This is a genomic window from Streptomyces sp. NRRL F-4489 (genome assembly GCF_001509485.1).
Lineage (GTDB): Bacteria > Actinomycetota > Actinomycetes > Streptomycetales > Streptomycetaceae > Streptomyces.
On sequence record NZ_LLZI01000224.1, the window covers coordinates 44,291 to 66,054 of the forward strand.

General features: G+C 73.8%; 21 protein-coding genes. 13 read left to right on the forward strand and 8 right to left on the reverse strand.

All coding sequences use genetic code 11. The features are described from left to right. Positions 1–30: 30 nt before the first annotated feature. The 3 genes from ADL22_RS17765 to ADL22_RS17775 are packed head-to-tail and all read left to right on the forward strand — an operon-like array spanning position 31 to position 2,159. Positions 31–996: a tyrosine-protein phosphatase gene (locus ADL22_RS17765; RefSeq protein ID WP_066980071.1), complete on the forward strand. Its 966-nt coding sequence runs from the start codon at positions 31–33 to the stop codon at positions 994–996. Between the two features lie 14 nt (positions 997–1,010). After that, entirely contained in the window at positions 1,011–1,520 is a 510-nt protein-coding gene (locus ADL22_RS17770; protein ID WP_066980074.1) for a VanZ family protein, read from the forward strand. Between the two features lie 27 nt (positions 1,521–1,547). Then, a complete protein-coding gene (locus ADL22_RS17775) occupies positions 1,548–2,159 on the forward strand; it encodes a Maf family protein (protein WP_066980174.1) in 612 nt (203 codons plus the stop codon). Positions 2,160–2,286: 127 nt separating this feature from the next. Here the strand turns inward: ADL22_RS17775 and ADL22_RS17780 are convergent, their stop codons facing one another. Then, positions 2,287–2,751, reverse strand: a complete 465-nt coding sequence (locus tag ADL22_RS17780; protein WP_420711572.1) for a hypothetical protein — start codon at positions 2,749–2,751, stop codon at positions 2,287–2,289. A 659-nt stretch (positions 2,752–3,410) separates the two neighbouring features. On the opposite strand from ADL22_RS17780, the gene ADL22_RS17785 reads away from it, so the two are divergent. Then, positions 3,411–5,183: an acetyl/propionyl/methylcrotonyl-CoA carboxylase subunit alpha gene (locus ADL22_RS17785; RefSeq protein WP_066980080.1), complete on the forward strand. Its 1,773-nt coding sequence runs from the start codon at positions 3,411–3,413 to the stop codon at positions 5,181–5,183. A 91-nt stretch (positions 5,184–5,274) separates the two neighbouring features. Here ADL22_RS17785 and ADL22_RS17790 read toward each other — a convergent pair whose 3' ends face one another. Further along, positions 5,275–6,459 carry an alpha/beta hydrolase gene (locus ADL22_RS17790; protein WP_066980083.1) on the reverse strand — a complete coding sequence of 395 codons (1,185 nt, stop codon included), beginning with the start codon at positions 6,457–6,459 and terminating at the stop codon, positions 5,275–5,277. 324 nt (positions 6,460–6,783) lie between these two features. Here ADL22_RS17790 and ADL22_RS17795 point away from each other — a divergent pair, with 324 nt between their 5' ends. Next, positions 6,784–7,476 (forward strand): TetR/AcrR family transcriptional regulator, encoded by a 693-nt coding sequence (locus tag ADL22_RS17795; protein ID WP_066980086.1) that lies wholly within the window; start codon positions 6,784–6,786, stop codon positions 7,474–7,476. Between the two features lie 123 nt (positions 7,477–7,599). On the opposite strand, the gene ADL22_RS17800 is transcribed toward ADL22_RS17795, so the two are convergent. Then, complete coding sequence (locus ADL22_RS17800; protein WP_079064227.1) at positions 7,600–8,571, reverse strand: DeoR/GlpR family DNA-binding transcription regulator; 972 nt, start codon at positions 8,569–8,571, stop codon at positions 7,600–7,602. Positions 8,572–8,873: 302 nt separating this feature from the next. Then, positions 8,874–10,319, reverse strand: a complete 1,446-nt coding sequence (locus ADL22_RS17805) for an NAD(P)H-quinone dehydrogenase (RefSeq protein WP_066980092.1) — start codon at positions 10,317–10,319, stop codon at positions 8,874–8,876. Positions 10,320–10,459: 140 nt separating this feature from the next. Between ADL22_RS17805 and ADL22_RS17810 the strand changes: the two genes are divergently transcribed. The 6 genes from ADL22_RS17810 (at position 10,460) to ADL22_RS36825 (ending at position 16,213) form a co-directional block, all read left to right on the forward strand. Then, on the forward strand, positions 10,460–10,897 hold the full coding sequence (locus ADL22_RS17810) for a gamma-glutamylcyclotransferase (protein WP_066980095.1): 438 nt from the start codon (positions 10,460–10,462) through the stop codon (positions 10,895–10,897). A gap of 127 nt (positions 10,898–11,024) precedes the next feature. Next, a complete protein-coding gene (locus tag ADL22_RS17815; protein ID WP_066980097.1) occupies positions 11,025–11,840 on the forward strand; it encodes a purine-nucleoside phosphorylase in 816 nt (271 codons plus the stop codon). A gap of 228 nt (positions 11,841–12,068) precedes the next feature. Further along, complete coding sequence (locus ADL22_RS17820) at positions 12,069–13,751, forward strand: phospho-sugar mutase (RefSeq protein WP_066980099.1); 1,683 nt, start codon at positions 12,069–12,071, stop codon at positions 13,749–13,751. Between the two features lie 188 nt (positions 13,752–13,939). Next, positions 13,940–15,151 carry a helix-turn-helix domain-containing protein gene (locus ADL22_RS17825; protein WP_066980177.1) on the forward strand — a complete coding sequence of 404 codons (1,212 nt, stop codon included), beginning with the start codon at positions 13,940–13,942 and terminating at the stop codon, positions 15,149–15,151. 94 nt (positions 15,152–15,245) lie between these two features. Then, a complete protein-coding gene (locus ADL22_RS17830) occupies positions 15,246–15,728 on the forward strand; it encodes a hypothetical protein (protein ID WP_066980103.1) in 483 nt (160 codons plus the stop codon). Beyond that, on the forward strand, positions 15,725–16,213 hold the full coding sequence (locus ADL22_RS36825) for a hypothetical protein (protein WP_324615572.1): 489 nt from the start codon (positions 15,725–15,727) through the stop codon (positions 16,211–16,213). Before ADL22_RS17830 ends, ADL22_RS36825 begins: the two co-directional genes overlap by 4 nt. On the opposite strand, the gene ADL22_RS17840 is transcribed toward ADL22_RS36825, so the two are convergent. Further along, entirely contained in the window at positions 16,185–16,907 is a 723-nt protein-coding gene (locus ADL22_RS17840; RefSeq protein ID WP_066980106.1) for a GntR family transcriptional regulator, read from the reverse strand. The genes ADL22_RS36825 and ADL22_RS17840 overlap by 29 nt on opposite strands. Before the next feature lie 375 nt (positions 16,908–17,282). On the opposite strand from ADL22_RS17840, the gene ADL22_RS36830 reads away from it, so the two are divergent. Beyond that, entirely contained in the window at positions 17,283–17,657 is a 375-nt protein-coding gene (locus tag ADL22_RS36830) for a hypothetical protein (RefSeq protein ID WP_066980108.1), read from the forward strand. 62 nt (positions 17,658–17,719) lie between these two features. Here ADL22_RS36830 and ADL22_RS17850 read toward each other — a convergent pair whose 3' ends face one another. The 3 genes from ADL22_RS17850 to ADL22_RS35775 form a co-directional block, all read right to left on the reverse strand. Beyond that, on the reverse strand, positions 17,720–18,340 hold the full coding sequence (locus tag ADL22_RS17850) for a PH domain-containing protein (protein WP_066980111.1): 621 nt from the start codon (positions 18,338–18,340) through the stop codon (positions 17,720–17,722). 112 nt (positions 18,341–18,452) lie between these two features. Next, entirely contained in the window at positions 18,453–19,106 is a 654-nt protein-coding gene (locus ADL22_RS17855; protein ID WP_066980114.1) for a class F sortase, read from the reverse strand. Further along, positions 19,103–20,278: a hypothetical protein gene (locus tag ADL22_RS35775; RefSeq protein WP_066980116.1), complete on the reverse strand. Its 1,176-nt coding sequence runs from the start codon at positions 20,276–20,278 to the stop codon at positions 19,103–19,105. The genes ADL22_RS17855 and ADL22_RS35775 overlap by 4 nt, the downstream gene beginning before the upstream one ends. A gap of 490 nt (positions 20,279–20,768) precedes the next feature. Here ADL22_RS35775 and deoC point away from each other — a divergent pair, with 490 nt between their 5' ends. After that, positions 20,769–21,764 carry a deoxyribose-phosphate aldolase gene (gene deoC / locus ADL22_RS17865; RefSeq protein ID WP_199836327.1) on the forward strand — a complete coding sequence of 332 codons (996 nt, stop codon included), beginning with the start codon at positions 20,769–20,771 and terminating at the stop codon, positions 21,762–21,764.

A 21,764-nucleotide genomic window follows, 5' to 3' on the forward strand; every position in this document is an offset into this window, starting at 1 on the left:
ATTTACGGCCGGCACGCCTACCTTCGCCTAATGCTCACCATTAAAAAGTTCCCGGTGCGGCGGCCGGCGACCCGGCTCGTGGCGGTGGCCGCCGGTCTCGGCGTCCTGGCCGCCGGTGCCGCCGGCTGTGCGTCCGGGCCCGCGCGGGAGACCGCGAGCGGCCGGTCGGGCAGCGCCGCGCGGGCCACCGCCGCCTCCGCCCCCGCCCCCCGCTCCCTGGGCCTGCGGGACGCCCCCAACGCCCGCGACCTCGGCGGTTACCGCACCGCCGACGGCCACCGGGTCCGCCGCGGCGTGGTCTACCGCGCGGACGCCCTGAACAACCTCACCCCCGCCGAACAGCGCACCCTCACCAAGGACCGCATCGCCCTGGACCTGGACTTCCGCTCCCTGGCGGAGGCCGCGCCCGCCGCGGACAAGCTCCCGGCCGGCGTCCGGCACACCGCCCTGCCCGTCTACAACCCGCACGCCGATCTGTCCCGGACCATGAACACGCTGGTGGCGGGCGGTCCGGCGGCCCAGCAGCGGGCGCTCGGCGGCGGCCGGGCGGTGCGGATGATGGACGCGTACTACGCCTGGATGGTCAGCGACCCGGCCGCGAGCCGGCAATTCGGCACGGCCCTCCGGGACATCGCCGACAGCACCGCGCCGGTCCTCTACCACTGCACCCAGGGCAAGGACCGCACCGGCTGGCTGAGCGCGGTGCTGCTGACCGCCGCGGGCGTACCGCGGGCCACCGTGGACCAGGACTACCTGGCGTCCAACCACTACCTCGACGCCGGCAACGACCGGCAGTTGGACGCGCTGAAGGCGGCCGGCAAGGTCAAGGACCCGGCGTTGCTGGAACCGGTGCTCGGGGTGCGGCAGAGCTATCTCGACGCGGCGTTCCACGAAGTCGCGGCCAGTTACGGGTCGTTCGACGGCTACCTGACCAAGGGGCTCGGGCTGGACCAGGCCACCCAGCGCAAGCTCCGGCAGCGGCTCGTCACCGGGTGAGCGAGGAGGCACCGATGTCCCCGGAGGCGCACGCCCTGGTGATGGCCGCCTGGTGCGCGGTCATGCTCCTGGCCGCCCTGGCGCTGTGGCGGCCGCTGACCCGCCGCCTGGGCCGGCGGTCCGCGCCGGCCCTCCTCTTCCTGCTCACCCTCGCCCTCTGCGCCGGGATCACGCTGCCCGACCAGATCCAGCCGGGCGCCCTGACGCGGCTGCACCAGTGCGTCGTCGAGGGCGGCGCGGGCCCCCGGACGCTGGGCGCGGGCCCCGGCCACCAGCTCGTCAACGTCGTGCTGTGGATCCCGCTCGCGCTCTGCGGGGTCCTGGCGACCCGGCGGGCGCTGCTCGTCCCGCTGGGCATCTCCGCGACCTGGGCCGGGATCGAACTGCTCCAGACCCTCGACCCGGTGCGGGACTGCCAGCCGGCCGACTGGGCGCACAACACCCTGGGCGCGGCGCTCGGCGCGCTGCTCGGCTGGGCGCTGCTGCGGGCGGCCCGGGCCCGCTCCCGGACCGCGCTCCGCTGACCGCCGCACCTCCGTACGATGGCGGGCATGACCGAAGCGCCGCGCCCCCGCCGTCTCGTCCTCGCCTCCCAGTCCCCGGCCCGGCTCGGCCTGCTCCGGCAGGCCGGGCTGGCACCCGAGGTGGTGGTCAGCGGGGTGGACGAGGACGCGCTGACCGCCGCCACCCCCGAGGAGCTGGCCCGCGTCCTGGCCGAGGCGAAGGCCGCCGCGGTCGCCGCCCGCCCGGAGACCGCGGGCGCGCTGGTGATCGGCTGCGATTCGGTGCTGGAGCTGGACGGGCGGGCGCTGGGCAAGCCGGCCGACGCCGAGGACGCCACGGCCCGCTGGAAGTCGATGCGCGGCCGCTCCGGCGTCCTGCGCACCGGCCACTGCGTGATCGACACCGCGAACGGCCGCCGGGTCTCGGCCACCGCGTCCACCACGGTCCGCTTCGGCGAGCCCTCCGACGCCGAGATCGCCGCCTACGTGGCCAGCGGCGAGCCGCTGCACGTCGCGGGCGCCTTCACCCTGGACGGCCGCTCGGCCCCGTTCATCGACGGCATCGACGGCGACCCGGGCAACGTCATCGGCCTCTCCCTGCCGCTGCTCCGCCGCCTGCTGGCCGACCTGGACGTGGCGATCACGGAGCTTTGGGCGTAAGGGGGCGGACGGGGCGGGCTGCGGCGGCTGAGCGCCGCTACGAGGCCAACGGGGCGTTCCCGGGCCGGAGTTCGACGAAACGACCGGCCGCACCGCCAGGCCCGCCGGGCCGGCCTGAGCGCGCGGCTCAGGCCGGCGCGCCCCCGGGCGCCGTACCCTCGCCCGGCGCGGCGCCGTCCACCGAGGCCGCCCCCGCGCCCTCATCCCCGTAAGCCACCAGGTTCAGCACGAGCAGCGCCAGCACCACCATGGCGGCGCCGAACGCCGGCCAGCCGAGCAGGCCGACCGCCACCGCGCCGAGCACGCCGTGCAGCACCGCGCAGCAGATCAGCCCGATGCGCCCCAGGCGGCCGGGCGCCCGGTCCCGTGCGGCGGCGCGCAGCAGCACCGCCGCGCACAGCAGGAGGAACAGGGCGCAGACCGCGCCGCCGGCCCAGGAGCCGGCGGCCATCGCGCCCGGCCGGAGCCCGGCCAGGGACATCTGCTGCCGGTCGACCACGATGCTCAGGATCCAGTTCAGCAGCAGGAATCCGGCCGCCTCCAGGACCAGGACCAGCGCCGTCGCCGCCGCCACCGGTCTGCGTACCGCCACCACCCCGTCCACCCCACTTCCGCCGTCGTGACTTCCACCGTCGTCGCCGCGCGCGCCGGGGCCGAGCGCCTCGGCCCGTCCTGCGCCCTTCCCCCGCCCGCCTCACGCCGAACCGCTGACCGCCCCAAGCCGTTCCACTGACCCGTGACCCGTCTTACGCCGTCCCGCCCGCCGCGCCCGTTCCATCCCGCCCTGTGCCGCCTTGCCCCACCCCGTCCCACCCGGACGCCGCCCCGCGCAACCCTCACGGGACTGTTACCAGGAGTACGGAAGGTATCCCGCACGCTACTGCTGGGTAACACTCACGGCAAGGGGTCCGCATCACCGCATCCGACCCCCCTCCGCCATGCCCCCGCGCCCCCGCCCCCCGCCGCGCCCACCCGAAAACTTTCACTCGCCCATTCGTAGGGACTCCACAAAGAATTGACGGTGCGCCGGGAGGCCGCGGGCCGAGACCTAGACCACACCGCGCCGTGCGCCGGAGCCGCGAAATCCGGGCCTACCCTGGGATTCCAACGGACTTCACTCCCTCACTCGCGCCGCGTGCACGCTCCGTGTGGGCAAGCTCACCCCCGGGAACGGGTCGGCACGCGGTGTCGCCAGTCCCTAAACTCGCTGCGTTCAGTGTGTTGCGGCGTAGCGCCAAGGAAGGACCCATCGTGCGCAAGGTGCTCATCGCCAACCGTGGCGAAATCGCTGTCCGCGTTGCCCGTGCATGCCGGGACGCCGGGATCGGGAGCGTGGCGGTCTACGCCGACCCCGACCGGGACGCTCTGCACGTCCGTGCCGCGGACGAGGCATACGCCCTGGGCGGTGACACCCCTGCCACCAGCTACCTCGACATCGCCAAGGTCCTCCAGGCCGCCGCCGACTCCGGCGCGGACGCCATCCACCCCGGCTACGGCTTCCTCTCGGAGAACGCCGAGTTCGCCCAGGCCGTCCTGGACGCGGGCCTGACCTGGATCGGCCCGCCCCCGCAGGCCATCCGCGATCTGGGTGACAAGGTCGCCGCCCGCCACATCGCCCAGCGCGCCGGCGCCCCCCTGGTCGCCGGCACCTCCGACCCGGTCTCCGGCGCGGACGAGGTCGTCGCCTTCGCCCGCGAGCACGGCCTGCCGATCGCCATCAAGGCGGCCTTCGGTGGCGGCGGCCGCGGCCTGAAGGTCGCCCGGACGCTGGAAGAGGTCCCCGAGCTCTACGACTCCGCGGTCCGCGAGGCGGTCGCCGCGTTCGGCCGCGGTGAGTGCTTCGTCGAGCGCTACCTCGACCGCCCCCGCCACGTCGAGACCCAGTGCCTGGCCGACAAGCACGGCAACGTCGTGGTGGTCTCCACCCGCGACTGCTCCCTGCAGCGCCGCCACCAAAAGCTCGTCGAGGAAGCCCCCGCCCCCTTCCTTACCCCCGAGCAGAACGCCGAGCTCTACCGCGCCTCCAAGGCCATCCTCAAGGAGGCCGGCTACGAGGGCGCCGGCACCTGCGAATTCCTCGTCGGCCAGGACGGCACCATCTCCTTCCTGGAGGTCAACACCCGCCTCCAGGTGGAGCACCCGGTCACCGAGGAGGTCACCGGCCTGGACCTGGTCCGGGAGATGTTCCGCATCGCTGATGGCGAGGAGCTGGGCTACGACGACCCGGTCCTGCGCGGGCACTCCTTCGAGTTCCGCATCAACGGCGAGGACCCCGGCCGCAACTTCCTGCCCGCCCCCGGCACCGTCACCCGCTTCGACGCGCCCAGCGGCCCCGGCGTCCGTCTGGACGCGGGCGTGGAGGCCGGCAGTGTCATCGGCCCGGCCTGGGACTCCCTGCTGGCCAAGCTGATCGTCACCGGCGCCACCCGCGAGCAGGCCCTCCAGCGCGCCGCGCGGGCGCTGAACGAGTTCCAGGTCGAGGGCATGGCCACCGCCCTGCCCTTCCACCGCACGGTGGTCAAGGACCCCGCCTTCGCCCCTGAACTGACCGGCTCCACCGAGCCGTTCACCGTCCACACCCGGTGGATCGAGACCGAGTTCGTCAACGACATCCCGCCGTTCACCGCCCCCGCCGGCGAGGCGGACGCCGAGACCGACTCCCGCGAGACGGTCGTGGTCGAGGTCGGCGGCAAGCGCCTGGAGGTCTCGCTGCCGGCGTCGCTGGGCATGCCGCTGGCCCGCGCCGCGGTCGCCGGCGGCGCCAAGCCCAAGCGCAAGGCCGCCAAGAAGTCCGGCAGCGCCGTCTCCGGCGACACCCTGGCCTCCCCCATGCAGGGCACCATCGTCAAGGTCGCCGTCGAGGAAGGCCAGCAGGTCGCCGAAGGCGAACTCGTCGTCGTCCTCGAAGCGATGAAGATGGAACAGCCCATCAACGCCCACCGCGCCGGCACCATCAAGGGCCTGACCGCCGAGGTCGGCGCCGCCCTCACCTCCGGCGCCGCCATCTGCGAGATCAAGGACTGAACGGCCTCCGGCCCGTAAGGGGCGGGCTCCCGGTACCGCGTGTACCGGGAGCCCGCCCCTTTGCCGTGGTCCTTCTGCCGCGCCCAGGGGGTCAGGACTTCGCCGCGACCTCCTCCGGGAAGACCAGCGTCCGGCTCATCCACTGGAGCGCGGCGGGCAGTTCGCGCCGCCAGGTGGCGAAGTTGTGGCTGCCGTGGTCGAGCACGATCGAGTCCGCGGTCATCGGCGGCCGGACCGCGGCCAGGAACGCCTTCGCCGCCGGGTAGTTCTTCTCGCCGCTGCGGCTGGTGCCGATCAGCACGCTGACGTCGGGGGCGGGCAGGTGCGCGAGCCGCCACATCAGGTCGTGCTCGGCGCGGCGCCGCCCGCGGTCCTTGCCGTCGCCGAAGAGGTTCCCGGTGGTCGGGTCGTTGGCGACCTTGTAATCGGGCGAGAGGGCGGCCGCCGCGGTGTACGTACGGGGGTGGCGCATGGCCAGCTGGAGGGCGCAGCTGCCGCCGGAGGAGTAGCCGAGCACGCCCCAGGCGCCCGGGTCGTGGCCCACCCGGTAGTGCGACTTCAGCGCCTCCGGGACGTCCTGCGCGAAGAAGGTCTCGGCCTGCGGCCCGCCGGGCACGTCGACGCACTGGGTGTCGCGCGGCGGGGCGATGGTGGGCCGCAGCATCACGATGACGGTCGGCTGGAGGGTGCCGCCGCGGATCAGCCGGCCGGCCGTCTCCGGCAGCCGCAGGTGCTGCCCGAGCAGGAAGATCCCGCCCGGGTAGCCGCTGAGCGCGACGATCACCGGGAAGCGCTGGCGGGCGTACTGCGGCTGGAAGTACTGCGGCGGCAGGTAGACGTAGGCCGGGTCCACCACCTTCGTCCGCTTGCCGACGATCCGCACGGTCTCGACCCGGCCGTTCACCTCCGGCGGCCCCTTGGGCACCCCGTGGACCTTGTCCAGTCCCTCGGGGCCGGAGGGCTGCACCAGGCCCTTGGACGGGTCGCCGGCGGGCCCGGCGCTGCCCTCGCCGCCCCATTTGCCGACCGCGGCCGGCGCCCCGTCGTAGAGGCCGAGCAGCTCGTGCCAGGAGGCGTAGAACTGGAAGCTGCGGTTCACCACGAGGCCGAGCAGCGCGACGACGGCCAGCTGGGTCCCGGCGATCACACCGAGCCGCCCGAGCACCGCCCGCGTCCCGCGCCCGGCGAACCGCGGCCAGAGCCGGACCGTCAGCCCCACACAGACCACAACGACGACGATCATGGCGCAGAGCAGTGGCCGGCCGGTCAGTCCCATGCGTTCTTCCCCAGACATCCGACGGCTCCCGGACGCTCCCGGAAGACCTCTTATCGCCTGGTTTGATGACCCCCGGCAGCCCCCCGTTGCGGCCCCGCCCCGGAGTTCGCCACCCCGCCGCCCCCGGTACGGCGTCCCGTTACCGGGTGGCGGCCGGGTGTCCACCGGGGGCCGGGGGTGGACGGGCGGCCCGCGGGCCGGTGGTGCGATGGCATCCTGGACGCATCCGGTCCGGGTCCTGCCGGCGTGTCGTTCGCCGGGAGCGCGGCGGCCGGGCGTGCGCTGCGGGGCCCAGGACCGGAGCGGACCGAGGAAGGACGGGCGATGGCGACCGAGACGGCAGGGCAGCGGGCGGAGCGGGCCGCTGCGGGGCACGCACCGGCGGGGGCGGCCGCGGCGCGCCCCATGCGGGCCGACGCGCGCCGGAACTACGAGCGGCTGCTCGCCGAGGCCCGTACGGCGTTCACCGAACACGGCACGGACACCTCGCTGGAGGACATCGCGCGCCGCGCCGGTGTCGGCATCGGCACCCTCTACCGGCACTTCCCCAACCGCACCGCGCTGATGGGCGCGGTCTTCCAGGGCGAGGTGGAGGCGCTGATCGGCTACGCCCGGGAGCTGGCCGACGCCCCGCAGCCGTGCACCGCGCTGGTCGACTGGCTGCGCACGCTGATCACGCACGCGAGTACGTACCGGGGCCTGTCGCGGGCGCTGATGACCGCGTCGGCGGACGAGACGTCGGGGATGGCGCGGTGCAGTGTGCCGCTGGGCGAGGCCGGCGCGGCGCTGCTGGCCCGCGCGCAGCGGGCCGGGGCGGTGCGCCGGGACGTCTCGATCGGCGATCTGATGCAGCTGATCAACGGCATCGCGCTGGCCGCCGAGGAGTCCCCGGACGATCCGGAGCTCGCCGACCGGCTGCTGACGCTGACGCTGCGGGGGCTGAAGGCGGAGGCGGGATCCGGGGACGGGTGCGCGGAGGCGGCCACAGGGGCGGGAGCCTCCGGCACCGGGGCCTGAGGCCGTCCCGATGGGCCGTGGCCCAGTGGGCCATGCCCCGGTGCGCCGCGCCCCGGCGGGCCGTTACGCACCCGGCCCGCCCGGACCGCCCACCCCGGGGACCTCACCGCCGCCCCGGCGGCCTCACCGTCTCCGCGGCGCCAGGTCCGCCACCCGCCCGTCCCCCAGCGACCCCGCCGGGCGGAGCTGCGGCGCGCCGGGCGCGCCCGGGTGGCTGCGGCGCTGGCCCGGCAGCGGCACGTCCCGCCGCGGGCCCCGGCGCTCCTGGGGGGCGGCGTCCAGGCCCGGACGGTCCGGTGCCTGGCCGCCGGGCGAACCGCCGGCCACGGCGATCTGGACGCCCTGGTCGGCCAGCGCCTGGAGCTCGGTCGCGGCCCGTTCGTCGTGGGCGGGCGGCTCGTCGGTCACGAGCCGGGTGATCACGTCCGTCGGCACGGTCTGGAACATCGTGTCGGAGCCGAGTTTGGTGTGGTCGGCGAGCACCACCACCTCCCCCGCCGCCTGCACCAGCGCCCGGTCGACGCTGGCCGAGAGCATGTTGGACGTGGACAGGCCCCGCTCGGCGGTCAGACCGCTGCCCGAGAGGAAGGCGCGCGAGACCCGCAGCCCCTGGAGCGACTGCTCGGCCCCGCTGCCGACCAGCGCGTAGTTGGACCCGCGCAGGGTCCCGCCGGTCATCACCACCTCGACGCGGTTGGCGTGCGCGAGGGCCTGGGCGACCAGGAGGGAGTTGGTGACGACGGTCAGGCCGGGCACCCGGGCGAGCCGGCGGGCCAGCTCCTGGGTGGTGGTCCCGGCGCCGACGACGATGGCCTCGCCCTCCTCGACGAATCCGGCCGCGAGGTCGGCGATGGCCGTCTTCTCGGCCGTGGCGAGATGCGACTTCTGCGGGAAGCCGGACTCCCGGGTGAAGCCTCCGGGCAGCACCGCACCGCCGTGCCGGCGGTCCAGCAGCCCCTCGGCCTCCAGCGCCCGCACATCGCGCCGTACGGTCACTTCGGAGGTCTGGACGACGCGGGCGAGCTCACGGAGCGAAACCGCTCCATTGGCCCGCACCATTTCTAGGATCAATTGGCGACGTTCTGCAGCGAACACGAAACTGACAGTAACGCCAACGACCGTCTGTTTTCAGCAGGTTGCACCAATTAACGGAAGTTGTTCACACGGCAACGCATTACGTGGTATGCGGCGTGCACATGCCTCGATCCCCGTTACGGAGCGTGCCCAAACCCGCCCGGGACCTGGTCAGTTGCGCCCGCCCCGGGCCGACCGCGGCCTCCCGGGGCGAGATGTCCCGACCCGACCGTGCAGGACCGTTTCACCCCAAGTGCCCACCGTGGGCACAAATATTCCATGGGCCCGTGCGGGGCTTCCTTGGGCCCGTGCGGGGCCCGGCGTCACTCCCCTGCGGCCTTGCGGGTGTGCAGCTGGCGGGCGACCTCGGCGATCGAGCCGGACAGCGACGGGTAGACGGTGAAGGCGCTGGCGATCTGCTCGACCGTGAGGTTGTTGTCCACCGCGAGCGAGATCGGGTGGATCAGCTCGCTGGCCCGCGGCGAGACCACCACACCGCCCACGACGATGCCCGTACCGGGGCGGCAGAAGAGCTTCACGAAGCCGTCGCGGATGCCCTGCATCTTGGCGCGCGGGTTGCGCAGCAGCGGGAGCTTGACCGCCCGGGCGTCGATCACGCCGTTGTCGATATCGGCCTGGGAGTAGCCGACGGTGGCGATCTCGGGGTCGGTGAAGACGTTCGCGGAGACGGTCTTGAGGTTCAGCGGGGTGACCGCGTCGCCGAGGAAGTGGTACATCGCGATCCGGCCCTGCATCGCGGCGACCGACGCCAGCGCGAACACGCCGGTGCAGTCGCCGGCCGCGTAGACGCCGGGGGCGGTCGTCCGGGAGACCTTGTCCGTCCAGATGTGACCGGATTCCTTCAGCCTGACGCCGGCGCCCTCCAGGCCGATGCCGGCCGTGTTCGGGATCGAGCCGACCGCCATCAGGCAGTGCGACCCGGAGATCGTCCGGCCGTCGGCGAGGGTGACCTCGACGCGGTCGCCGACCCGCTTGACGGACTGCGCCCGGGAGCGCGCCATGACGTTCATCCCCCGGCGGCGGAAGACGTCCTCCAGGACGGCGGCGGCGTCCGGGTCCTCACCGGGCAGCACGCGGTCGCGCGAGGAGACCAGGGTGACGCGGGAGCCGAGCGCCTGGTAGGCACCGGCGAACTCGGCGCCGGTGACACCGGAGCCGACGACGATCAGTTCCTCGGGCAGCTCGGTGAGGTCGTAGACCTGCGTCCAGTTCAGGATCCGCTCGCCGTCCGGCTGGGCGTCGGGGATCTCGCGCGGGTGGGCACCGGTGGCGATCAGCACGGCGTCGGCGATCAGGCCCTCGGTGGTGCCGTCCGCGGCGGTGACCGTGACCTTGCGCGAACCGTCCGGGGCCTGGCCCGGCTCCAGCCGGCCGCGGCCGCGCATCACCCGGCCGCCGGCCCGGGTGACCGACGCGGTGATGTCGTGCGACTGGGCCAGCGCCAGGCGCTTGACCCGGCGGTTGACCTTGCCCAGATCGACGCCGACCACCCGCGCCGGGCGGTCCTTGTACGGCGTGTCGTCCTCGACGATGATGCCCAGCTCCTCGTAGGAGGAGTCGAACGTCGTCATCACCTCGGCCGTGGCGATAAGAGTCTTCGAGGGCACGCAGTCGGTCAGTACCGACGCCCCGCCCAGACCGTCGCAGTCGACGACGGTCACCTCCGCGCCGAGCGAGGCCGCCACCAGGGCCGCTTCGTATCCGCCGGGTCCACCACCGATGATCACGATCCGAGTCACGTACTCCATTGTCCCGCACGCCCACCGGTGCCTCTCCCCCGGGGGCGCGGGCCCCGCCCGGCGGGCGCCGGTCACGTGCTCTCGCCAGCCGGTTGTACGAACCTCCGGTACCACGAGCCCAACGGGGAACCTCCCGTACCCTCAGAAGCATGTCGCTCTACGCCGCGTACGCCGGCAACCTCGACGCGCGGCTGATGTCCCGCCGCGCACCGCACTCCCCGCTGCGCGGCACCGGCTGGCTGAACGGCTGGCGGCTCACGTTCGGCGGCGAGCAGATGGGCTGGGAGGGCGCGCTGGCGACGGTGGTCGAGGACCCCGCCTCCCAGCTCTTCGTCGCGCTCTACGACATCGCCCCGATGGACGAGGAGTCCATGGACCGCTGGGAAGGCGTCGGCCTGGGCATATACCGCCGGATGCGGGTCCGCGCGCACACCCTCGACGGCGACGAGGCGGCGTGGATCTACGTCCTCAACGGCTACGAGGGCGGTCTGCCCTCGGCGCGCTATCTGGGCGAGATCGCCGACGCCGCGGAGTCCGCGGGCGCCCCGCACGACTACGTCATGGAGATCCGCAAGCGCCCCTGCTGACCGGCCGCCGCCCGGGCGCCCCGGGGGCCGCGCCGCAGCCGTTTGGCAGAAGCCACAAAGGCACCTCCGCAGGCCCGTGGGCAGCGACATCTACGCGCGTAGGGGATTACCGGCTACCCTCGTCCGCGTGAACGCAACCATTACCCCCGACATCGACCCGAAGGGCGCCGCCGACGCCGCGGCCGCCCGCCTCCGCGAGCTCACCGGCGCCGAGACCCACGACGTCGCCCTGGTCATGGGCTCGGGCTGGGCCCCCGCCGCCGAGGCGCTGGGCGCCCCCGAGCACGAGTTCCCCGTCACCGAGCTGCCCGGCTTCCCGCCGCCGGCCGTCGCCGGCCACGGCGGCAAGATCCGGTCGTACGCGATCGGCGAGAAGCGCGCCCTGGTCTTCCTGGGCCGCACCCACTACTACGAGGGCCGCGGGGTCGCCGCCGTCGCGCACGGCGTCCGCACCGCCGTCGCCGCGGGCTGCAAGACCGTCGTGCTCACCAACGGCTGCGGCGGTCTGCGCGAGGGCATGCGCCCCGGCCAGCCGGTGCTGATCAGCGACCACCTGAACCTCACCGCCACCTCCCCGATCGCCGGCGCGAACTTCGTCGACCTGACCGACCTGTACTCGCCGCGGCTGCGCGCGCTGTGCAAGGAGGTCGACCCGAGCCTGGAGGAGGGCGTCTACGTCCAGTTCCCCGGCCCGCACTACGAGACCCCGGCCGAGATCCGCATGATCCGCACCCTGGGCGCGGACCTGGTCGGCATGTCCACCGTCCTGGAGGCGATCGCCGCCCGTGAGGCGGGCGCCGAGGTGCTGGGCCTCTCCCTGGTCACCAACCTCGCCGCCGGCATGACGGGCGAGCCGCTGAACCACGAGGAGGTGCTCCAGGCGGGCCGCGACTCGGCGACCCGGATGGGCGCGCTGCTCGGCGAGGTCCTCGGCAAGATCTGATCCGTCACCCCGGACGCCGGCGGATCCGCTACGCCGCCAGGGTCCGGAACCCCCGTACGGCCGGACCCGGCCCTGGCCGGAACCGGCCGCCGTACGGACCGGCGGACCGTCCCGGGCGGCAGGATCCCGCTGCCGGCGCGGGCCGGCGACGGATCCGGCGGGCGCGCCCCCACCGGGCGGCCGGGCCCGCAGGCATCCCCCCAACGCACCCACAGGCAGGAGCATCACGTGGCTACCGTTCCCGCGGAGCTGATCGGCCGGGCCCAGGCGTGGCTGGCCGAGGACCCCGACCCGGAGACCCGGGACGAGCTGGCCGGGCTCATCGACGCCGGCCGGCACGACGAGCTGGCGGCCCGGTTCGCCGGCACCCTGCAGTTCGGCACCGCCGGACTGCGCGGTGAGCTGGGCGCCGGGCCGATGCGGATGAACCGCGCGGTGGTCATCCGGGCCGCGGCCGGGCTCGCCGCGTACCTCAAGGACACCGGCCAGGGCGACGGCCTGGTGGTCATCGGCTACGACGCCCGCTACAAGAGCGCCGACTTCGCGCGGGACACCGCGGCCGTCATGGTCGGCGCGGGCCTGCGCGCCGCGCTCCTGCCGCGCCCGCTGCCCACGCCCGTCCTGGCGTTCGCCATCCGCCACCTGGGCGCGGTGGCCGGTGTCGAGGTGACCGCCAGCCACAACCCGCCGCGGGACAACGGCTACAAGGTCTACCTGGGCGACGGCTCGCAGATCGTGCCGCCCGCGGACGCCGGTATCGCCGAGCGGATCGCCGCCGTCCGCTCGCTGGCCGACGTACCGCGCCCGGAGTCCGGCTGGGACATTCTGGACGACGCGGTCCTGACCGCCTACCTGGAGCGCACCGACGCGGTGCTGACCCCCGGCTCCCCGCGCGACCTCTCCGTCGTCTACACCCCGATGCACGGCGTCGGCCGGGACACCCTCACCGCCGCCTTCGCGCGGGCCGGCTTCCCGGCGCCCACGGTCGTCGCCGAACAGGCCGACCCGGACCCGGCGTTCCCCACGGTCGCGTTCCCCAACCCCGAGGAACCGGGCGCGATGGACCTCGCCTTCGCCACCGCGCGCGCGGCCGGTCCGGACAGCGTCGACATCATCATCGCCAACGACCCGGACGCGGACCGCTGCGCCGTCGCCGTCCCCGCCCCCGGTACGCCCGAGGGCTGGCGGATGCTGCGCGGTGACGAGGTCGGCGCGCTGCTCGCCGCCCACCTGGTCCGCAAGGGCGCCGCCGGCACGTTCGCCACCACGATCGTCTCGTCGCAGCTGATGTCCCGCATCGCCGCCGGCGCGGACCTCCCGTACACCGAGACCCTCACCGGCTTCAAGTGGCTGGCCCGGGTCGACGGCCTGCGCTACGCCTACGAGGAGGCGCTGGGCTACTGCGTCGACCCCGAGGGCGTCCGCGACAAGGACGGCATCACCGCCGCGCTGCTGATCGCCGAACTGGCCGCCGAGCTGAAGCGGGACGGCCGCGGCCTGTCCGACCTCCTCGACGAGCTGGCCGTGGAGTTCGGCCTGCACGCCACCGACCAGCTCTCGGTCCGGGTCGACGACCTGTCGCTGATCGCGGACGCGATGGCTCGCCTGCGCGCCCAGCCCCCGGCGGCGCTGGCGGGCCTGTCCGTCACCCGCGCCGACGACCTCAACGAGGGCAGCCCCGCCCTCCCGCCCACCGACGGCCTGCGCTACTACCTGGCGGGCTCCCCGGCCGACGGCATCGAGGCCGCCCGCGTCGTCGTCCGCCCCAGCGGCACCGAGCCCAAGCTCAAGTGCTACCTGGAGGTCGTCGTCCCGGTCCCCGACGCCAAGTCCCTGCCGTCCGCCCGCGAAAAGGCGACGACCACCTTGACCGCGATCAAGCGCGACCTGTCGACCGCGGCAGGCATCTGACGCCACGTCACCTCGCGTCGCGCCGAGGGCCGGACTCGTACGGGTCCGGCCCTCGCCGTTTCACGAAACCGGCACATGCCGCCCCCGCACTCCTCCCAGTACGGAGTTCCGTTCACCCCTGAGTGTCAGTGGAGCGCCCTACCATCGGGATACAGCCACTGAGCCCGAGCCGACCCACCGAGGTGATCGTGAGCAACTGGGCAGACCTGTCAACAGGCAAGCGCATCAAGCATCTGCGGGGCTCCGATCTGACGCAGCAGGGGCTCGCCGAGGCCGCGGGCGTCTCACTCGCCCTCGTACAGAAGGCCGAACAGGACCGCGGCGAGCTGTCCGTCGGCTCCCTGCTCAAGTTCGCCGCCGCGCTCAAGACGGATGTCGCGGTGATCCTGGGACAGCAGGCGCCGCGCCGGGGAATGAACCGCGACGACCGCGCCGCACTGCACCACTTGTCCGAGGCCGTGCACGACAGCGCGCTCGGGGAATGGGAAGGCGTCGGCGATCCCAGCACGCTCGGCGAGCTGTCCAAGGCGCGCGATCTGGCCTGGGCCGCCTACTGGGCCAGCGACAGCGCGAAGGTGAGCAGCCTGGCATCAAAGGTGCTCATGGAAGGCCAGGTCCGCTTCAACAGCGCCACGGGGTTCGAGCGCGAGCAACTGGCACTCGTCCTGGCGAGCACGTACCGAGTCGCCGCCTCCTGCGCGAACGGCTTCGGCAAGCGCGATCTGGCGCTGAGCGCCCTCACCTCGGCCAAGCACCTGGCCAAGGAGGCCGGTGATCCCGTGGTCTCGGCGCTGTTGGAGTCCACGCTGTCGTGGATCTATCTGCGCAGCGCCAAGACGCCCCGGGCGGTCGCGGTGGCCGAGCGGGCCGCACTGGCGATCGAACCATCGTTCAGCAAGCCCGCACGCCCCGAACTCCTCGCCTATGGCCGCCTCATGATCTCCGCAGCCGTCGCCGCGTCGAGGCGGGAGGACGAGCACGCGGCGGACGACTACCTGTCGCAGGCGCTCGCCGCCGCGGCACGGCTCGGCCGCGACGAGAAGCTCTACGGGACCCACTTCGGCCCAACGGCCGCGAAGACCGAAGCGGTTGGCATCCAGGTCGCGGTGAAGAACTACGGGCGCGCCCTCAAGCTGGCCGACGAGCCCGAGATGCAGAAGCTCCCCCGGACCATGTCGAAGGTCGCGCGCAACAGGTACAAACTCGACGTCGCTCTCGCGCAGTGCATGGCCGGCCTCTACGACCGGTCCGCCGACACCCTGACCGAGGTGGCCCTCGACGCCCCGCAGTGGGTCAGGCACCAGGCGCTCCCCGGCGTCATCGGAAAGCGCCTCGCCAAGGTGTCCGTGGCGCGTGTGCGCAGCATCAGCGAACTCATCGGCGTGCCACTGATCGCGTAAGTCCTATGCGGCGTACGACAACTGACCCGGCGTCCTCAGCTCGCCCTACGCCGCATCACTTCACCTTGCGTGACCACGCGGACACGATGAGGGCATGGTCAATACTGAGCGCGGGCCGCGGTGGCGGCCCCCGGTGGCCCGCCGGTCCGAGGGCGACGCACGGCGGCGGCGGGCCCTCGCGGACGCGGCGGCGGGCGTCGCTCCGGGAGAGGCCGCAACCCCTCCCGGGAGCACGCCGTTCGGCCGCTTCCGCTGCGTGATCTACCTCTGTCGCCTCCCCGCCGTATCGCTCGACCGCTTACGCACGGAATGCGCCGAGTACGCCGACGCGTTCTGCTGGGAGATCGCGGCGGTGATCGTGGACGAGGCGGGGCCGCTGCCGCCGGAGGACCGGCCCGGGTTCCGGCAGGCGGTCGGTCACATCAGCTCCGGCGCGGCCGGGGCGGTGGTCACGGCACAGCGTTCGATGGTCTCCGCCACGACGGAGGAGTACGACCGGGTCGCCCGCGAGATCGAGCAGGCCGGCGGCTTCCTGCACGTCATGCGAGCGGCGCCGCGCGAGGAGTTGTCGACATGACCCGCGCCCTCACAAACGACCGCCCCACGGACCCCGTGAACCCCATGGACACCGCCCGCCTCCTCCCGTGGACCAGTCCGGACGGGAACCCGTGCTACCTCCTCGGCGGCACCGGGACCGGCTACGTCTCACGCCTCGCCGACCTCTCACGCCTCGCCGACCGGGTGGAGGCCGAGCAGATGGACGCGGCCGCCGACCTCATCGAGGAAGCCCGCCGCATCCTCGCCGACCGGATCTGGACACCCGGCGAACTGCACTGGCTGGCCGTCGAGTTGAACACCCACCTGATCAACGTCCACCGCGTCTCGGCGAGCCGGGGAGCGCGCCTGCTCCTATGGGAGAGCGATCCGGACCCGAACGAGGACGAGGACGTAGACGGGGACGGCGATCGGGGCGGGCCTTTCGCCGAAGGCACGCATCGAGAGCCGGGCCCAGGGGACTCCGGCCCTCGCCGATTCACGGCTGGTACTCGTACCCGATCGTGAACCGGGGCGGCAGGCACCACTCGCCGTACTCGATGACGCCCTCGCCATCGGACCAGCGGTGCGCGCCCGCGAGGATCGGGGCGCCCACGGGGAGGCCCAGGGCGCTCGCCTCGCGCGCGTCGGCGGTCCGGGCGTGCATGTCGTCCCTGGCGTGCGTGATGGTGCGCCCGGTGGCCTCCAGCACCCGCGCGGACAGACCGTGGTTGCGCCCCGGCGCGATGTTCAGCAGATCCGGGACGAGGGCGGCGAACGGCGCCGGGTACCACGTCACCGCGAAGACCGTACGGGTCTTGCCCCGCCCCGCCAGCCACTCCCGGCGCACCACCTGGTCCCCCGTGTCCAGATCGAAGATCTCGGCCACGTACAGGGGCGGCGTCACCAGCTCGGCCGCCGTAACCCGGCTCGTCTCGCCGTCCGCGAGGAACGATTTCACCCGCTGGACCCGGGCGAGCCGGTCGCGCGCCGACAGCGTCCACACCGGGTCGTCGGCGACGTACGTACCCCGTGGAGTGGTCCGGATGTAGCCCTCGACCTGGAGCGCCTGAAGAGCCCGGGACACCGTGGCGGCGGCCACCTGCCACTGCCCCGAGATCTCCCGGTTCGTCGGCAGCTTCGCCCCCGGCTCCAGATCACCCGACAGGATCCGTTCCCGGAAGTGATCGGAGATCTTCGTGAATGTTTTCGTACCGGCCATCTCCCGCGCCCCTCACGCCAGTTGGGAATCGATGACGCTCAGCACACTAGGGCACTCGGATCCGTAGCGCGAGTGCTTCGGCCACTCCGATACTGAACTAGTTCACTCAGCCGGAGCAGCCCACCCGGCGGCCACGCACAGCCTTGCCCCCGCGCGACCGTACGACCGGCCCGGGGCCGGCCATCCACGCACAGGGAGTCGACGACATGCCCCATGCTGCCGCGCGAGATCACGCCACGAACCCGCTGGACACCGCCCGCCTCCTCCCGTGGACCAGTCCGGACGGGAACCCGTGCTACCTCCTCGGCGGCACCGGGACCGGCTACGTCTCACGCCTCGCCGACCCGCCTCGCCGACCGGGTGGAGGCCGAGCAGATGGACGCGGCCGCCGACCTCATCGAGGAAGCCCGCCGCATCCTCGCCGACCGGACCTGGACACCCGGCGAACTGCACTGGCTGGCCGTCGAGTTGAACACCCATCTGATCAACGTCCACCGCGTCTCGGCGAGCCGGGGAGCGCGCCTGCTCCTGCTGGAGGGCGCGGCCGAGGCGGACGACGACGACCCGGCGGGCGAGGAGGACGAGGAACTCCCGCCCGCCCAGGACTCCCCCGACCGGCCGAGCCCCGAGCAGCGGCAGCGCGCTGCCCCTACGGGCCCACGGGCCCAGCTCGCGGCGCCGGTCCGCCCTGCGGGAAGCGTCCCGGGCGCTTCCCTGAAGGGTGCCGCGCAGGGGCCACCCGCGCGGTGAGGGAAGGCGGCCCGCCCTCTCCGGATGGGTGGAGGGCGGGCCGTTCGTCTTCTGCGCGGGGATCAGAGGAGCAGCATCACCGCCAGGCCCACAGCGCCGATGGCGGCCGGGGCCAGGATGGCGTAGGACCAGCGGACTTCCGGGGTGCCCTGGGCGGATGCGCGGTGGGTGGCGCGGTCCTTGAGGTCGCGGAGGTCGGCGAGGGTCTGGTCGGCCATGGCCTTGGGGACCGGGCCGGTGTCGGCGGTGAGGCCGAAGCGGGGGCGGTTGGCGCCGCGGGCCGCCTGGCGGGTCGCCTTCTTGCGCTGGCGGAGGGAGACCGGGACGGCCCAGAGCTGGTACTTGCCCTCGCTGGTGAAGACCTCGGCGGTGAAGGTCGCGCGCAGGTCCTCGACGGCGGACCAGGGCAGGGTGATCGTACGGAACGGGTTGCGCACCAGGAGGCGGTCGTCGTTCGCGCGGACCTGGGGGCGCAGCGAGAAGGCGGCGACCAGGGGGACGACGAGGAGCAGGGCGAAGACCGCGGTGATCTTGGCGGTGGGGGTGCCGCGCAGCACCGCGTCGACCCCGAGCCAGAGGGCGAGCAGGATGAGCAGGGCGCCGCCGACCAGGGCCGCCGGTGAGCGGTAGCTGCGTTCCGCGTACTGCGGCGCGGGCGAGGTGGACCGTTCCGGGCTCGTCATGCCGCCGATTCTGCCTGACTGTCCGGATGGCGGACATTGCGTTACGGCATCGATGCGGGCGACGGCCGGCGGTGCGGGCCCCGGTTACGCGCCCTGGCCGGGCGGCTCCCGGTTACGCGCCCTGCGGCAGGAGGTCGGCGTAGAGGATGACGTTGTCGGGGCGGTGGCCGGCGCGGAGGTCGCCGCCGCAGGTGATCAGGCGGAGTTCGGGGCGCGGGGTGTCGCCGTAGACCTGGCGGGTGGGGAAGTGGGACTTGTCGACCTGCTGGATGGCGCGGATGGCGAAGGCGGCCGTGGTGCCGTCCGCGCGGTCGACGTAGACGCGGTCGCCGGGCCGGACGCGGGCGACGTTCTTCATGACGGCGGGGCCCTGGACGGTGTCGTAGTGGCCGATGAGGACGGCGGGGCCGGTCTCGCCGGGGGTGACGCCCTTGTCGTACCAGCCGATGCGGTCGGCGTCCCGGACCGGCGGCACCTCGACCGTGCCGTCGGCGGCCAGGCCGAGGTCCAGGACCGGCCCGGTGTCGACACCGGCGGCGGGGATGCGTACGCGGACGGGCCGGGCGGCGGGCAAGGGGCGTACCGGGGCCGTCCCGGGCGGGGTGGCGGCGGTGGTGGTGGTCAGGTGCACCGGTGGGGCGGCGTTCGCGGGGCGGCCCTCTCGTGTGAGGCCGGTGACGAGCAGGGTGGTGCCGAGGGCCAGGGCGAGGAGGCAGGCCGCCAGTGTGCGGCGGCCTGCCCGGCGCCCCTGGGGAGCGCGGCTCACACCTGCCGGCCCGCGTCCCGGCGGCGGCGCAGCACGGCGAACGCGACGCCCGCGGCGCCGGCCGAGGCGAGCGCGCCGCCCGCGACGACGAGGGTGTGGTCCGAGTCGCCGACGCCCTCCGCGCCGGCCGCGACCGCACCCTTGGGGACGAGGGTGGTCTGGTGACCGGTGGCGGCGGTCCGGGCGGCGGTCCCGGTGGCGGTCCCGGTGGCGGCCTTCGCACCGTGCGCCGGGACCTTGCCGACCGGGAGGGAGCAGCCCTGCGGCGCCTGCGGGAAGGAGGTGGTCATGGCCGGGTGGCCGCCGCCCTCCATGTTGGTGATGAGCTTGGGCCGGGGGCCGTAGGCGTCCACGATCTTCGCCACGAAGCCCGCCTTCTCGGGGATCACGGGGTGCTCGCGGTCCAGGACGTAGGGCAGCCGCTCGGAGGGGTCGCCCGCCGCCTCGAAGGTGACGCGCGGCCCCTTCGGCCCGTTGGTCAGCACCGCCATCGTCCCGGCGCCGATGTCCTGCCGCTTGGTCGCGGTGCAGTCCTTCGGCCGGCCGGCGGGCTCGGCGCCCGGCTTGGCGGACCGGGGCAGGGCGTACGTGCGGGTGCCCTGCGGGCCGGTGACCTGGAGCGTGGGGGCGGCGCCGGTGGCGTCGAGCAGGCGCAGGGTCAGGCCGCCGAGGTGGGCGGTGCGGTGCGTGCGGTTGAGGACGTCCATCACCCGGACCATGTAGGTGTCGCCGGGCTTCCAGTGGGGGCCGACGTAGCGGATCCACGCCTCGGGGCCGCCGGCGGACGGGTCGTTCCGGAGGACGGCGAGGTAGCCGTTGCCCAGGTAGACGGGCCGGCCGGCGTAACGGGACGGGACCGGCTTGGCGGCGGAGGGGCGGTCGGCGGCCTTGGCGGCGGAGGGATGGTCGGCGGCCTTGGCGGTGGCCTGGTCAGCGGCCTTGCCGGTGGACGTACCGCTCCCGGCGGCACCGGCGTCACGCCCGGCAGCCTCGTGCCCGGCCACCGACGAGGCCCCGCCGGTCGGCCCGGCCACCGAAGCGGCCCCGCCGCCCGGACCGGCCGCCGGAGCGGCGAAGGCCCCCGCGGCCGGCCCGAGGACGGCGGCCGCGACCGCGGCGGAGGTCGCGGCGGCGCGGAGGGCCCGGCGGCGGCGCGAGAGGAAGGAGGACATGGGCGACTCCCCGTAAGAAAGACATGGCGTATCGGTCGGAAGCCGGCCGGACGAGCCGACCGAGAGACGGAGCGGCGGAAGAACGGGCCGGAGGAAGCGCGGGCCGCCGCCCCTGGGGGCCGGGCCGTCGAGCGGCCGGGGCGGTGTGGCGGAAGAGACATTACGGAGCGCGCTTGATGGCGTTCTCACGGGTTCGTAACAGATGGCCCACAGAAGCCCACCCGTCCGCTTTTTCCGGCATCGGCCACCCGCGTTCCCGGCGCGCGTCCGTCCGCTCTCCCTCGGCATCCCTGCGCTTCTTCCCAGCTCCTGCCGCCCTATCCGCCCCAGGCGATCCCCCGGCGATCACCAGGCGATCACCGACCGGTCCGCAGTCGGCCCCACCGGCGCTCCCCCGCCACCACCCCTAGGGGCCCGCCCCCACCCCAACCCTGTCCGGATCCAGGGGGTGACAGGACGCTACGCGCGTAGATATGCTCCCCTCGTGACCATGCCCACCACTGTTCCCGCATACGGCAAAGAGGCCGCGGGGCGCCTGGCGACGATGGCGGACGTGACCGCCTCGGACGGGGCGCTGCGCCGCTTCCTGCACGGACTCCCCGGCGTCGACGCGGTAGGGCTGCAGGCCCGCGCCGCCACGCTCGGTACCCGCTCGATCAAGACCTCGGCCAAGGCGTACGCCATCGACCTGGCCATCTCGATGATCGACCTGACGACGCTCGAAGGCGCGGACACCCCCGGCAAGGTCCGGGCGCTGTGCGCCAAGGGCGTCCACCCCGACCCCACCGACCGCACCACCCCCAAGGTCGCCGCGATCTGCGTCTACCCGGACATGGTGGCCACCGCCAAGGACGCGCTCGGCGACTCCGGTGTCCACGTGGCCTCGGTCGCCACCGCCTTCCCGGCGGGCCGGGCCGCGCTGCCGGTGAAGCTGGCCGACACCCGGGACGCGGTGGCGGCCGGCGCCGACGAGATCGACATGGTGATCGACCGCGGCGCCTTCCTCTCCGGCCGCTATCTGGAGGTCTTCGAGGAGATCAAGGCCGTGAAGGAGGCGTGCGCCCGCCCGGACGGCAGCGCCGCCCACCTGAAGGTGATCTTCGAGACCGGTGAGCTCCAGACGTACGACAACGTGCGCCGGGTGTCCTGGCTGGCGATGCTGGCCGGCGCCGACTTCATCAAGACCTCGACCGGCAAGGTGGCGGTGAACGCCACTCCCCCGGTGACGCTGCTGATGCTGGAGGCGGTCCGGGACTTCCGCGCGGCCACCGGCGTCCAGGTCGGCGTGAAGCCGGCCGGCGGCATCCGGACGACCAAGGACGCGATCAAGTACCTGGTGATGGTCAACGAGACGCTGGGCGAGGAGTGGCTGACCGCCGACTGGTTCCGGTTCGGCGCGTCCAGCCTCCTCAACGACCTGCTGATGCAGCGTCAGAAGCTCAGCACCGGCCGCTACTCCGGCCCCGACTACGTCACGGTGGACTGA